This is a genomic window from Sphingomonas naphthae, from assembly GCF_028607085.1.
Classification (GTDB): domain Bacteria; phylum Pseudomonadota; class Alphaproteobacteria; order Sphingomonadales; family Sphingomonadaceae; genus Sphingomonas_Q; species Sphingomonas_Q naphthae.
Window position 1 is genome coordinate 3146780 of sequence record NZ_CP117411.1, and the last position, 13285, is coordinate 3160064.

General features: G+C 67.3%; 16 protein-coding genes. 7 read left to right on the plus strand and 9 right to left on the minus strand.

The window, feature by feature from the left end; all coding sequences use genetic code 11:
• Positions 1–68 precede the first annotated feature (68 nt).
• Entirely contained in the window at positions 69–440 is a 372-nt protein-coding gene (rpsL, locus tag PQ455_RS15180) for a 30S ribosomal protein S12 (protein ID WP_273686938.1), read from the minus strand.
• On the opposite strand from rpsL, the gene PQ455_RS15185 reads away from it, so the two are divergent.
• The 3 genes from PQ455_RS15185 to PQ455_RS15195 all read left to right on the plus strand — a co-directional run bounded on the left by PQ455_RS15185 (position 439) and on the right by PQ455_RS15195 (position 3435).
• Positions 439–591 carry a hypothetical protein gene (locus tag PQ455_RS15185; protein ID WP_273686939.1) on the plus strand — a complete coding sequence of 51 codons (153 nt, stop codon included), beginning with the start codon at positions 439–441 and terminating at the stop codon, positions 589–591. The two genes, rpsL and PQ455_RS15185, sit on opposite strands and share 2 nt — an antisense overlap.
• Positions 592–776: 185 nt before the next feature.
• Positions 777–1913, plus strand: a complete 1137-nt coding sequence (locus tag PQ455_RS15190; RefSeq protein ID WP_273686940.1) for a glycosyltransferase family 2 protein — start codon at positions 777–779, stop codon at positions 1911–1913.
• 10 nt (positions 1914–1923) lie between these two features.
• Entirely contained in the window at positions 1924–3435 is a 1512-nt protein-coding gene (locus PQ455_RS15195; protein ID WP_273686941.1) for an ArnT family glycosyltransferase, read from the plus strand.
• A gap of 6 nt (positions 3436–3441) precedes the next feature.
• On the opposite strand, the gene PQ455_RS15200 is transcribed toward PQ455_RS15195, so the two are convergent.
• The 6 genes from PQ455_RS15200 to PQ455_RS15225 all read right to left on the minus strand — a co-directional run bounded on the left by PQ455_RS15200 (position 3442) and on the right by PQ455_RS15225 (position 8689).
• Entirely contained in the window at positions 3442–4410 is a 969-nt protein-coding gene (locus tag PQ455_RS15200) for a cation diffusion facilitator family transporter (protein WP_273686942.1), read from the minus strand.
• Positions 4407–5018 carry a phosphatase PAP2 family protein gene (locus PQ455_RS15205; RefSeq protein WP_273686943.1) on the minus strand — a complete coding sequence of 204 codons (612 nt, stop codon included), beginning with the start codon at positions 5016–5018 and terminating at the stop codon, positions 4407–4409. Before PQ455_RS15205 ends, PQ455_RS15200 begins: the two co-directional genes overlap by 4 nt.
• A gap of 114 nt (positions 5019–5132) precedes the next feature.
• Positions 5133–6545, minus strand: a complete 1413-nt coding sequence (gene lpdA, locus PQ455_RS15210; RefSeq protein WP_273686944.1) for a dihydrolipoyl dehydrogenase — start codon at positions 6543–6545, stop codon at positions 5133–5135.
• Between the two features lie 25 nt (positions 6546–6570).
• Positions 6571–6975 carry an acyl-CoA thioesterase gene (locus PQ455_RS15215; protein WP_273686945.1) on the minus strand — a complete coding sequence of 135 codons (405 nt, stop codon included), beginning with the start codon at positions 6973–6975 and terminating at the stop codon, positions 6571–6573.
• Positions 6976–6977: 2 nt separating this feature from the next.
• Positions 6978–7382: a hypothetical protein gene (locus PQ455_RS15220; protein WP_273686946.1), complete on the minus strand. Its 405-nt coding sequence runs from the start codon at positions 7380–7382 to the stop codon at positions 6978–6980.
• The gene (locus PQ455_RS15225; RefSeq protein ID WP_273686947.1) at positions 7379–8689 is read right to left on the minus strand and encodes a pyruvate dehydrogenase complex dihydrolipoamide acetyltransferase; all 1311 of its coding nucleotides are present in this window, start codon (positions 8687–8689) and stop codon (positions 7379–7381) included. The genes PQ455_RS15220 and PQ455_RS15225 overlap by 4 nt, the downstream gene beginning before the upstream one ends.
• Before the next feature lie 122 nt (positions 8690–8811).
• Between PQ455_RS15225 and PQ455_RS15230 the strand changes: the two genes are divergently transcribed.
• Together PQ455_RS15230 and PQ455_RS15235 are read left to right on the plus strand one after the other, a co-directional pair.
• A complete protein-coding gene (locus PQ455_RS15230; RefSeq protein WP_273691394.1) occupies positions 8812–9267 on the plus strand; it encodes a universal stress protein in 456 nt (151 codons plus the stop codon).
• 82 nt (positions 9268–9349) lie between these two features.
• Positions 9350–9577, plus strand: coding sequence for a DUF6356 family protein (locus PQ455_RS15235; protein ID WP_273686948.1), 228 nt, complete (start codon positions 9350–9352; stop codon positions 9575–9577).
• An 80-nt stretch (positions 9578–9657) separates the two neighbouring features.
• Here the strand turns inward: PQ455_RS15235 and PQ455_RS15240 are convergent, their stop codons facing one another.
• Positions 9658–11781 (minus strand): prolyl oligopeptidase family serine peptidase, encoded by a 2124-nt coding sequence (locus tag PQ455_RS15240; RefSeq protein WP_273686949.1) that lies wholly within the window; start codon positions 11779–11781, stop codon positions 9658–9660.
• Between the two features lie 173 nt (positions 11782–11954).
• A complete protein-coding gene (locus tag PQ455_RS15245) occupies positions 11955–12353 on the minus strand; it encodes a response regulator (protein WP_273686950.1) in 399 nt (132 codons plus the stop codon).
• 34 nt (positions 12354–12387) lie between these two features.
• Here PQ455_RS15245 and PQ455_RS15250 point away from each other — a divergent pair, with 34 nt between their 5' ends.
• Both PQ455_RS15250 and PQ455_RS15255 read left to right on the plus strand, forming a co-directional pair.
• Positions 12388–12642, plus strand: a complete 255-nt coding sequence (locus PQ455_RS15250; protein ID WP_273686951.1) for a DUF3572 domain-containing protein — start codon at positions 12388–12390, stop codon at positions 12640–12642.
• Positions 12639–13259, plus strand: a complete 621-nt coding sequence (locus PQ455_RS15255; protein WP_273686952.1) for an HAD family hydrolase — start codon at positions 12639–12641, stop codon at positions 13257–13259. The genes PQ455_RS15250 and PQ455_RS15255 overlap by 4 nt, the downstream gene beginning before the upstream one ends.
• Positions 13260–13285 lie beyond the last annotated feature (26 nt).

Below are 13285 nucleotides of genomic sequence, written 5' to 3' on the forward strand. Positions count from 1 at the left end.
TCTCAATGCTTCAGCCTTGGGGATCGGACAACCGCGCGCCGGCCATGGGGCCGGCGGGGCCGATCGGCTTACTTCGGACGCTTGGCGCCGTACTTGGAGCGGGACTGCTTGCGGTTCTTCACGCCCTGCGTGTCGAGCACGCCGCGCAGGACGTGGTAGCGCACGCCGGGAAGATCGCGCACACGACCGCCACGGATGAGCACAACCGAATGCTCCTGGAGGTTGTGGCCTTCGCCCGGGATGTAGGAGATCACTTCGCGCTGGTTCGTCAGGCGAACCTTGGCGACCTTACGGAGCGCCGAGTTCGGCTTCTTCGGGGTCGTCGTGTAGACGCGGGTGCAAACGCCGCGCTTCTGCGGGTTGGCCTCCATCGCGGGGACCTTCGACTTGGTCTTCTGCAGCTCGCGGCCCTTGCGGACCAGCTGGTTGATCGTCGGCATGAAACTCTTCACCTTTGAAAGTTACTTTGTCGGCACCTGGAACGCGGGCGATTTCCGCGAAATACGAAAGGACCGCGGCGGCATTCTCTGCCCCCTCGGCCATTCCCCAAGCATCCGGCAATGTTCAAGCGCCACGCATCGATCAGAATGACCGGGCGCGAGCGAGGCGGGCCTATAGCGGGAGGGCCACGGACGGTCAACAGCAGCGCTGTGCCCGCCTTTCATCCATATCGGATGCGGAACCGGGGGCGGCTCGTGCGTTTGCCGGGATGAATGGTTGCAAGCGCCCCGACGGAGTCTTCAACCCGCGACGTTGGAGCTTTAGCGACACCGGACATGACAGTAGCGCGTACCGCCCGCGACTTCCAGGTCGCCCACCTCACCCACCGCCCGCCGATCGCGCTGGCGGTGGTGATCCCCACCTTCAACGAGCGCGACAATGTCGCCCCGCTGCTGGAGGCGCTGGAAAATGCGCTGGAGGGCCGGGTGTGGGAGGCGATCTTCGTCGACGACGCCTCCACCGACGGAACGCCCGAGCGGATCGAGGCGCTCGCGGCGTGGCGCGGCCACGTCCGCCTGATCCGCCGCATCGGGCGGCGGGGGCTCTCGTCCGCCATCGTCGAGGGGATGCTGGCGACCGTCGCGCCGGTGGTCGCGGTGATCGATGCCGACATGCAGCATGACGAGGCCGCCCTGCCCGCGCTGCACGACGCCATCGCCCGGGACGGCGCCGATATCGCCATCGGCACGCGCTATGCCGGCGCGGGATCGACCGGCGACTGGGCCGAAAGCCGCGTCGCCGCCAGCCGCCTCGCCACGCGGCTGGCGCGAGTCGCGGTGCGCGCCGAGGTGAGCGATCCGCTCAGCGGCTTCTTCGCCATCCGCCGCGACCTGCTGATCGCCACCGCGCCACAGCTGTCCAACGTGGGTTTCAAGATTCTGCTCGACCTGCTCGCCTCGATGCCGGCCGGCCCCCGCATCGCCGAAGTGCCCTATCGCTTCCGCTGTCGCCACGCCGGCACCAGCAAGCTCGATTCGGCGGTGGCGAGCGAATATCTCCTGCTGCTGGCCGACAAGACGATCGGCCGCGTCGTGCCGCCGCGCCTGATCCTGTTCCTGCTGGTCGGCGGCCTGGGGCTGATGCTCCACCTGCTGCTCCTCTCGGCGCTGCTGCGCGCCGGCCTCGCCTTCGCGACCGGTCAGGCGATCGCGGGCATCGCCGCCATCACCCTCGCCTACACGCTCGACAACGCCTTCACCTATCGCGACCGCCGGCGGAAGGGCGCGCGCTGGTGGAGGGGTCTCCTCCGCTTCACCGCCGCCTGCGCCATCGGCCTGATCGCCAACGTCGGCCTGGCCGCCACCCTCTACCGGCTCGAACCCGTCTGGTGGCTGGCGGGAATCGCCGGGGCCGCTATGGGGGCGGTATGGACCACCGCCGCCACCTCGCTCCTGATCCGGCGCAACCGCTGAGCCGACGCCCGTGACGGCGAGCGCGATGCCGCCCCGCCGATACAGTCGCGCGACCTGGGCCGCGGCGGCGCTGCTGATCCTGCTGGCGACCTTCGCGCTCCGCTCGATCCACTTCGGCAATCCGGTGATGCACGTCGACGAGGATTTCTATCTCCTCGTCGGCGATCGGATGCTCCACTGGCACCAATGGCCCTATGTCGACATCTGGGATCGCAAGCCGGTCGGCATCTTCGTCGTCTACTGGCTGATCCGCATGCTGGGGGGCGAGGGCTTCCTGCAATATCAGATCGTCGCGACGCTCTTCGCGGCCGCCACCGCTTTCTGCATCGCCCGCATCGCCACGCGCTTCACCACGCTGGGCGCGGGCGTGTGGGCGGGGCTGATCTATGTCGTCGCGCTCGGCCTATATGGCGGCGAGGGCGGACAGACGCCGGTCTTCTACAATCTGTTCACCGCGCTGGCGGCGATGGCGACGATGCGCGCCGCGCTCGATCCCGCCGCCACGCCCGGGCTGATCCGCCGCCAGGGGGCGATCGCGATGGCGATCACCGGCCTCGCCATGCAGATCAAATACAACATCATGTTCGAGGGCATCTTCTTCGCCCTGCTGCTGCTGTGGAAGGGCTGGAAGACCGATCCACGCCTCGCCCCGCGCCTGATCGACGCGATCCTGTGGGCCGGCCTCGCCCTGCTGCCCACCGCCGTCGCCTTCGCCGTCTATGCCGCCGCCGGCCACGCCGAAATCTTCTTCTACTCCAACTTCGTCTCGATCCTTCAGCGGCCCAAGGTCGACAATGCCGAGCTGCTAGACCGGCTCTGGAAGATATTCCGGGGCATCGCGATCCTGTTCGTGGCGCTGGGTCTGGCGATGTGGAAGGGGCCGTGGCGCGGCCATGACGCGATCGGCGCGGCGCATCGCTTCGCCCTGATGTGGGTGGCCGCCGCGATCGTCGGCTTCCTGATCTTCGGCACCTATTACAACCATTATATCCTGCCGGTGCTGCTGCCGCTGGCGATCGGCGCGGCGCCGGCCTTCTCGATCCGTCGCAAGGATTTCGCCTGGGGGGCGCTGTTCGCCTTTCTGATCCTCGCGGTCGGCCTCGTCGCCTACAATGTCCGCGCCTTCAAGCGGCAGGAGCGGTCGGGCAACGCCGCCTACATCCGGCCCATTGCCCGGATCATCAAGGCGCATCTCGGCAAGGGCTGCCTCTACGTCCACGACGGGGAGTCGATCCTCTATTATCTGACCGGATCGTGCATCCCGACCGTGTGGGCCTTCCCCAACCACCTCAATACCGAGGTGGAGGCGCCCGCGATCGGCGTCGATCCGGCGGCCGAGGTCGCCCGCACCTTCGCCACGAAGCCCACCGTCGTCGCGACGACGATCAACCGCGTGTGGGACGTCAACACCGCCTCGCGCGCCGTTGCCGATCGGGCGCTCGCCCGCGATTATCGCCTGATCTACACCGCCCCGATCGACGAGGAATTGCGCGCCATCTACGTCCGCCGCCCGGGCCGCTAGCGTCGCTCAGCCCCCGCCCAGCCGGTCGGGGTCCATGTCCATCGGCGCATAGCCCGCCGCCGCCTTCGCCTGCGGCTTGATGTAGACCGTCGCGATCGCGGGCCAGCGGGCTTTCAGTTTCGCCTCCACCTCGGCGATCACCTTCTCGACCACGCCGGCCGACACGCGATCCTCGAAATCGACGCTCATCGCCACGAAGATGGCGTCGGGCGCCATGTGGATGGTGACGACCTCGTTCACCCCCGTCACTTCGGGCAGGCCATCGACCGAGGCGCGCACCGCCTCGACCAGCCGGGGGTCGGCCCGCTCGCCGATCAGCAGATCCTTCGATTCGCGCGCCAGCACGATCGCGACGCCGCCCAGCACGATGCCGATCAGGATCGATGCGACCCCGTCCCACGCCGGATCGCCGGTAAGCCAGCTCGCCGTGATGCCCAATCCCGCGATGACGAGCCCGGCCATGGCCGCCGAATCCTCGAACAGCACCACGAAGGCGGCCGGATCCTTCGATCGCACGATCGCCGTCCACCAGCTGACGTCGCCCTTGGTCTTGGCGAATTCCTTCACCGCCAGCGCCCAGCTGCTTCCCTCCAGCGCCAGCGACACCGCCAGCACCAGATAGGGCAGCCACACGCTGTCGACATGCTCCGGCTCGATGATGTGGAGCACGCCCTCGTAGATCGAGAGGCCCGCGCCGATCGCGAAGATCAGGATCGCGACGACGAAGCTCCAGAAATAGAGTTCGCGGCCATAGCCGAGCGGGTGGAGATCGTCGGGCGGGCGCTTGGAGCGTTTCTGGCCCCACAGCAGCAGCACCTGATTGAGGCTGTCGACGATCGAGTGGAAGCCCTCGGTCAGCATCGCCGACGATCCCGACACCGCCGCCGCGACGAATTTGGCGATGGCGATGCCCAGATTGGCGGCCAGCGCGGCATAGAGGACGCGCTTGTTGCCGTCGGCGCTAGCGCTGCTCATCGTCGTTCCGTCTCCATCGCGCGGCAGATCGCCACGGCCAGCAACGCCCAGGCGGCGCCGATGGCCCAACCCGCGATCACGTCGGTCGGCCAATGCACCGCCAGCGCCACCCGCGACACGCCGATCGCGGCCACCAGCACCCCGACCCCCAGCATCGCGAACGGCCGATATCGCACCGGCGCGAGCAGCAGCGCGGCGCCGAGATAGACGACCATCGAATTGAGCGCATGGCCGCTGGGGAAGGACAGGCTCGTCACCTGATCGAGCTGCGGCAGCAAAGAGGGGCGCGGCCGCGCGGTCAGCAGCTTGCCGCCGCTCGAGAGCAGCAGCCCGCCGCCCGTCATCAGCGCCATCGTCAGCGCGGGCGTCCAGCGCCGCCGGATCGCCAGCAGCACGACCACGACACCCGCCACCGCCAGCCGCACCGGCGGGTTGCCGAGCCCGGTGACGGCGTTGAGCAATCGGGGATCACCCCCCGCCAGCCACAGCAATCCGCCGCGATCGAACGCCGTCGCCCTACCGGACAGCGCCAGCCAGCCATCGACAATCGCGACGAGCAGCAGCAGGCCAGCGGCAATGGCTGGGCGGCTATCGGGGTGTCGCGACATAGCCCGACACCCTAGCCTCACTCACCGTCATTGCGAGCGCAGCGAAGCAATCCAGCTCCACGGCCTGGGGCGCGGCTGGATTGCTTCGCTACGCTCGCAACGACGGAGCGGGGCCTAGAAATGGATCGCGCGGCCGTAGGCGGAAAGCACGCTCTCGTGCATCATCTCGCTGAGCGTCGGGTGGGGGAAGACGGTCTCCATCAGGTCCGCCTCGGTCGTCTCCAGCTGCTTGGCGACGGTATAGCCCTCGATCAGCTCGGTCACTTCGGCGCCCACCATGTGCGCGCCGAGCAGCTCGCCGGTCTTGGCGTCGAACACCGTCTTCACGAAGCCCTCGGCCTCGCCCAGCGCGATCGCCTTGCCGTTGCCGATGAAGGGGAATTTGCCGACCTTCAGCTCGTAACCCGCTTCCTTGGCCTTCGCCTCGGTCAAGCCCACCGACGCCACCTGCGGGCGCGAATAGGTGCAGCCGGGGATGTTGGCCTTGTTCATCGCATGCGGGTGGACATCCTTGTTGCCAAGCGCCGCGGCGATCGCCTCGGCGGCGATGATGCCCTCGTGGCTCGCCTTGTGCGCCAGCCAGGGCGCGCCGGTGATGTCGCCGATCGCCCACAGCCCGTCGACATTGGTGCGGCACATCTCGTCCGCCACGACATGCCCACGATCGGTCTTCACGCCCAGCGCCTCCAGCCCGATCTCCTCGGTATTGGGCACGATGCCGATGGCGACGATGCAGTGGCTGAAGTCCTTTACCTCGGCCTTGCCGTCCGCGCCCTTGATCGTCGCCTTCACGCCCGATTTCGACGCCTCGATCTTCTCGACGCCGGATTTGACGAGGATCGTCATGCCCTGCTTGGTCAGCGCCTTGGTCATGAAATCCGAAATGTCGGCATCCTCGACCGGCAGAATGCGATCGAGCATCTCCACGATCGTCACCTTGGCGCCCATGTCCGAATAGAAACTGGCGAATTCCACGCCGATCGCGCCCGATCCGATCACGAGCAGGTCGGTCGGCATCTCGGTGGGCGTCATGGCGTTGCGATAGGTCCAGATGCGCTCGCCGTCCGCCTTGGCGAAGGGCAGGTCGCGCGCCCGCGCACCCGTCGCCAGGATGATGTGCTTTCCTTCCAGATCGGTGGTCTTGTCGCCGTTCTTGACGGTCAGCTTGCCCTTCGCGGTCAGCTTGCCGGTGCCCTCGACCACGGTGACCTTGTTCTTCTTCATCAGCCCCTTGACGCCGGCGTTGAGCTGGCCGGCCACCTTGCGGCTGCGATCGACCACCTTGGCCAGATCGAACGCGGGCTTCTCCACCGACAGGCCGTAGGCCGAGGCGTGGGTCATGTAATGGAAGATTTCGGAGGTGCGCAGCAGCGCCTTGGTGGGGATGCAGCCCCAGTTGAGGCAGATGCCGCCCAGCCGCTCGCGCTCGACGATGGCGACCTTCAGGCCCAGCTGCGACGCGCGGATCGCCGCGACATAGCCGCCCGGCCCGGAACCGAGCACGATGAGGTCGTAGGTATCAGCCATGATCCGCTCCAGTTTTTTGAATGGTTCAGCCGGCGTCGGCGGGGGCCGCCGGCAGCGGCGGCACCTCCCGCTTCTGCCGGTTCTCGTCGAGGGCGACGAAGGTGAAGGTCGCCTCGGTCACCTTGTAGGAATGAATGTCGTCGCGCGCCCGGCGCCATGCCTCGACATGGACCTTCATCGACGTGCGGCCGACGGCGACCAGCTCGGCATAGACCGACACTTCGTCGCCCACCGATACCGGCCGCAGAAAGGACATCGCGTCGGCCGCGATCGTGACCGTGCGGCTCCGCGAATGGCGCGAGGCCAGGGACGAGCCGGCGAGATCCATCTGGCTCATCAGCCAGCCGCCGAAAATGTCCCCGCTCGGATTGGTGTCGGCCGGCATCGCCGTCACCCGGATCGCGGGTGGATGGTCGGGTGGGATGTCCATGCTCAGCCCTGCTCGCCCGCAAGGGTACGAGGCTGATACACGAACTGGCCATATCCCAATCCGAGACACAGGCCGACAGCCGCACCGGACAGCGCGAACTCACCATTCATGCCCAACGGCCAACCCACGATGAATCCCAGCAGCGCGCCGGCGATCGGGTGCGCCCACCGTCGCTCAAGTCCGCTTTTACGGAGCAGCAGGACCGCCAGAAATCCGATCGGCACACCAATCACCAGCGTCACCACGAAAGCGTAAAGGTAGGCAATGCCCAGCAGACCTACCCACTCCGAGAGCGGAAGCGGCGGCAACTCATACGCCGTAGCCTTGATCGCAAACCGCACGAGCCAGACGCCCGCCCCGAACAACGGAGCGAGCAACACCATTCCAGCCGCCCACTTCAACTTCAAGCCAGCATCCCCAGCGGGGCTTCCACCAGCCGCTTGAACGCGGCCATGAACCTGGCGCCGTCCGCCCCGTCGATCGCGCGATGGTCGAAGCTGCCCGTCGCGCTCATGATCGTCGCCACGGTCAGTTCATCGCCGATCACATAGGGCCGCTTCTCGCCGGCGCCGATCGCCAGGATCATCGCCTGCGGCGGATTGATGACCGCCTCGAACTGCTTGATACCGTACATGCCCATGTTGCTGAGGCTGGCGGTGCCGCCCTGATATTCCTGCGGCTGGAGCTTGCCGTCGCGGGCGCGGGCGGCGAGATCCTTCATCTCGGTCGCGATCACCGACAGCGCCTTGGTGTCGGCGCTCGCGATGATCGGGGTGATGAGCCCGCCGGGGATCGAGACCGCCACCGAGATGTCGGCGCGCTTGAAGCTGATGAGCGTGTCGCCACCGAACTGCACGTTGCATTCGGGCACTTCCATCAGCGCCACGGCCTGCGCCTTGATGAGCATGTCGTTGACCGACAGCTTCACGCCCCGGCTCTCCAGCCCCTTGTTCAGCTCGGTGCGCAGCGCCAGCAGCTTGTCGAGGTTGATGTCCACCGTGAGGTAGATGTGCGGCACATTCTGCTTCGATTCGGTGAGCCGGCGCGCGATGACCTTGCGCATGCCCGACAGCTTGGTCGTCTCGCTCGGCACGCCTTCAGGCGCGGGCGCGGCGGCGACCGGCTCGGCCTTGGCCGGGGCAGCGGCCTTCGCCGGCTCCTCGGACCTGGCGGCTTCGGCGGGCTTCGCCTCGCCCTTCGGCGCGCCTTCCAGATCGGCCTTCACCACGCGGCCGCCGGGGCCGGAGCCCTTGACCGCCGAAAGATCGACACCCTGCTGCTCGGCCAGACGGCGCGCCAGCGGGCTCGCCTTCACGCGATCCCCGTCAGACGCCCTGGCGGCCGGCGCCGGCGCGGCCTTGGCCGCGACCTCCGGCTCCTTCTTGGGTTCGGGCTTGGCCTCCTTGGGCGGCGCTTCGTCGGCCTTGGGCTTGGCCTCTTCCTTCGGGGCGGACTCGGCGGAGGAATCCTCGTCCTCGCCGGCGATCAGCGCGATCACCGCGCCGACCTTCACGCCGTCGGTCCCTTCGGGAATCACGATCTTGGAGACGGTGCCTTCATCGACCGCCTCGAACTCCATCGTCGCCTTGTCGGTCTCGATCTCGGCGAGGATATCGCCCGACTTGACGGTGTCGCCCTCCTTGACGAGCCACTTGGCGAGCGTACCCTCCTCCATCGTCGGCGACAAAGCGGGCATCTTCAGTTCGATCGGCATGTTGGGACCTCTCCTTGGCCGAACGGACAATTCGGCCACCGCACCAACGGGGTCAAGCTCTTGGCGTTGCAGGCCGCGAAAGCTATGTTGCACATATTGCAATCGGGGGACAGACGATGACGATCCGCACCTATCTGGTGGTCATCGACGACAGTGATGAATCGCGCATCGCGCTGCGCTTCGCCGCGCGCCGCGCCGCCAAGACCGGGGGCGCGATCGAGATCGTGGCGCTGGTGCCCGCGCAGGAATTCGTGCCCTTCGGCGGCGTGCAGGCGGCGATGGAGGAGGAGGCCGAGCTGCGCGCGCAGGCTTTGGTGACGCAGGTGGCTGGCGAGTTGATCGAGGAAATGGGCCTGCGCCCGTCGATCACCACCCGGCTCGGCGACCCCGTCGCGGTGGTGCGCGCGCGGCTGGCGCAGGAGCCCGAGATCGCCGCCCTCGTGCTGGGCGCCCCGGCGACCGGCGGCCCCGGCCCGCTCGTCTCCTATTTCGCGGGCGCCGAGGCGGGGCAGATGAGCTGCCCGGTGATGATCATCCCCGGCGCGCTCGATGACGCCGCGCTCGATCGCCTGAGCTGAACGGCGGACGGGCTGAAAAACGGGCGACAGAGCCCCGCGCGATCCGCTAATCAGGGCCATCGGAGTCCGCTGAGTAGCCGCCATGCCCAATCCCTTCACCGATCACCCCACCAGCGTCGGCGAAAGCTATGCCGAGCATTTCGCGGTCTCGTCGGGCGTAGGCGTGAAGATGATCGGCGCGGGGCTCGCCTGCCTCGTCCACGCGATCCTGCCTTTCGCCTTCCAGAAGACCGGCAGCACCACGATCAAGCGCCTGCACGACCGCATCGTGGCGAGCCGCAGCGCGGAAACGGGAAGCTGGGTGATTTGAGCGGGGTGCCGGGCGTCGCATGACCGCTGCGGCATGGAAGGGGCTGCCGGTCATATCCGCCGGACCGGCGCCCGATCTCCTCACATCCCCTCCGGCACCTTCAACCCGGTGAACTTCGCCGTGAACGCCCACAGGTCCGCCCATTCGGCGATCTGCTTGTCGGTCGGCTTGCCCGAACCGTGGCCCGCGCGGGTCTCGATGCGGATGAGGTGCGGCTTGTCGCCGATGTCGGCGGCCTGGATCGCGGCGGCATATTTGAAGCTGTGGCCCGGCACCACGCGATCGTCGGTGTCGGCGGTCGTCACCATGATCGCGGGGTAGGACACGCCCGACTTCACATTGTGATAGGGCGAATAGGCGCGCAGCACCTTCCAGTCGGCCTCCTTCGACGGATAGCCATAATCGTCGACCCAATAGCGGCCGGCGGTGAAGCGATCGAAGCGCAGCATATCCATCACGCCGACGCCGGGCAGCGCCACCGCGAACAGGTCGGGCCGCTGGTTGGTCACCGCGCCCACGAGCAGCCCACCGTTGGAGCGGCCGCTGATCGCCAGCTTGCCCTTGGTCGTGATCCCTTGCGCGATCAGATATTCGCCCGCCGCGATGAAATCGTCGAACACGTTCTGCTTGCGCGCGAGCCGGCCGCCATCGTGCCACGCCATGCCATATTCGCCGCCGCCGCGGATGTTGGCGACGGCATAGACGCCGCCCATGTCGATCCAGCCGAGCGCCGAAGGGCTGAACGCCGGCGTCACCGAAATGTTGAACCCGCCATAGCCGTAGAGGACGGTCGGCACGCCGCCCTTCAGGTCGAGCCCCGTCTTGTGGACGATAAAGATCGGGATGCGCGTCCCGTCCTTCGAGGCGTAGAATTGCTGTTTCACCTCATAGGCGGCGGGGTCGAACGCCACCTTGGGCGTGGCGAAGGGTGTCGCCTTGCCGGTCTTCACGTCGAACCGGTAGATGGCGGTCGGCACGTTGAAGCTGGTGAAGGAGAAGAAGGTCTCCGGGTCGCCGATCTTGCCGCCGAAGCCGCCCGCCGTGCCGATGCCGGGCAGCGGAACGGTGCCGGCCGGCTTGCCGTCGAAGCCGAACAGCCGCACCTCCGTCTTGGCGTCGACCAGATAGCTGGCAACGAGCTTGTCGCCGACGACACCGGCATCCTCCAGGGTCGCCTTGTCCTCGGCCACCACCGTCACCGGCGCTACCGCCGGCTTGGCCGCGTCAAGCATCACGATCCGCTGGCGAGGCGCATCGCGATCGGTGACGAACCAGAATTTCGAGCCCTGATTGCCGACGAGGCTCCAATTGTTCTCGATGCCCTTGATGATCGTCACCGGCTTGGCGCCCGGCTTCGTCAGGTCGAGCAGGGTCACCTCGTTGCGCGGATCGGTGCCCTCATGGGTGATGATGACGAGCCACTTGCCGTCGTCGGTCACCTGCGCGCCGTGCCCGAGCTTGGGCCGGTCGGGCGTGGCGTAGATCAGCGGATCGGCCGATTGCGGCGTGCCGAGCTTGTGGAAGAAGATCTTCTGGTTCTCGTTGGTCGCCTGGAATTGCTGGCCCGAGGCCGGCTCGTCAAAGCGCGAATAATACAGGCCGCTGCCGTCGTGCGCCCAGGACAGCGCCGAGAATTTCACCCACTTCAGTTCCTCGCCGATCGGCTGGGCGGTGGCGGTGTCGAGGAACTTCACCGTGCGCCAGTCGGTGCCGCCATCCTGCACCGCATAGGCGAGCTTCCCGCCATCGTCGGCCGGCACCCATTCGGCGAGCGCGGTCGCGCCGTCCTTGGCCCACAGATTGGGATCGATCAGCAGCCGCTCGGCGCCGCCGATGCCGGTGCGGACATAGAGCGGCGACTGGTTCTGGAGGCCGCTGTTGCGGGTGTAAAAATAATTGGCGCCGCGCTTGGCCGGCACGCCGACCCGCTCGTAATTCCACAATTGCTTCAGCCGCGCGGCGATGGCGGCGCGGCCCGGCAAGGTCTCCAGATAGGCGTTGGTCGTCGCCACCTCGGCATCCACCCACGCCTTCACCCTGGCATCGGTGCGGACGTCGTTTTCCAGCCAGCGATAGGGATCGACGACCTTCTGGCCGAAGGCGTCCTCGACGACCGGGCCCTTCTCCGTCGCGGGATAGGTCTGGGCGAAGGCGGGGGTGGCGAGCGTCATGGCGATAGCGATCAGCGAGGCGGCAGGGCGCATGGGGAACTCCGAAGGATCAGGGCCGGAAGTTCAAGAAGGTCGCAGGGTCGAGGGTGGTTTTCCCGATCCGCGGGCTTGCGTGAAGTGTCGGCCGTCATGCCGACCTGCTGGCACGGATGGGGGGCTGTAGGACAGCGTTTTTTGCGGCACGCGGAGCTGCGCGGGCCAAACCTTCACGTCAGCGCGCGGACGGCTTCCATGAAGCGGCCGATGGTGATCGGCTTGGAGATATAGGCCTTGGCGCCGGCCGCGCGGATGCGTTCCTCGTCACCGTGGCCGGCATAGGCGGTCACCGCCATGATCGGGGTCGCGCGCAATTCGGCGTCGTCCTGCAACGCCACGATCAGGTCGAGGCCCGAGACGTTGGGCATCTGGATGTCCATCAGGATCAGGTCGGGGCGCAGGCTGCGCGCCCGCTCGATCGCGACCCGGCCATCGCTGACCGGCTCGGGCGCATAGCCGTGGGCGGTGAGCAGATCGCAGAACAGCTTGAGATTCAGGTCATTGTCTTCGACGACAAGGACCTTACGGGATGCTCCCGCCTGTTCCGCGATCCCCGCCATATCGTTCATATGCATAGGCTATGCCATTAACCGGATGCCCTCAATGACAGAAACAGCCGAAACGACAGCATTGCGCGCCCTGGCGTGGACGATTTCCGACGAAGCCCGCGCCGAACGGCTGCTGGCGCTGACCGGGCTCGATTCGGACGAGTTGCGGGCGCGGGCGGGCGAGCCGGCGCTGCTGGCGGCGGTGATCGATTTCCTGTGCGCGCACGAGCCCGATCTGATCGCCTGCGCCGACGCGCTGGGCACCACCCCGGCCGGGCTGGCGGCGACCGGCGAAAGGCTGCGCGGATGAGCCGCCCTCTCCTCATTACCGATTGCGACGAGGTGCTGCTGCACATGGTGACGCATTTCGGCGCGTGGCTGGACGAGGCGCACGGCGTGAATTTCTCGCTCGATACCGGCCATTTCGTCGGCGCGATCAGCCGGGCAGGCACGGTGTTGGAAGCCGGCGAGATCTGGCCGTTGCTCGACGGCTTCTTCGCGACCGAGATGCACCGCCAGACGGCGGTGCCCCATGCGGTCGAGGCGCTGGAGGCGATCGGAGAGGTGGCCGACATCGTCGTGCTGACCAACCTCGACTGGCCGTGCCATGCCGGCCGCGTGGCGCAGCTGGCGTCGCATGGCGTCAACCACCGCGTCGTCTGCAATCAGGGCGGCAAGGGCACGCCGCTGGCGAAACTGCTCGAGGAATATCGGCCCAGCGTGGCGGTCTTCGTCGACGATCTGGCGGTGCATCATGAATCGGTCGCGGAGGCCGCGCCGCAGGTGCACCGGCTGCATATGGTGGCCGAACCCCGGATCGCGCCCAAGGTGCCGAAGGCGCCCTTCGCCCATGCGCGGATCGATGACTGGCGCGCGGCGAAGGAGTGGATCCTGGCGCGGTTCGTGGAGGGGCCGGCCAAAAGCTGACCCTCTATGTCCCGTTCGTCGTCCCG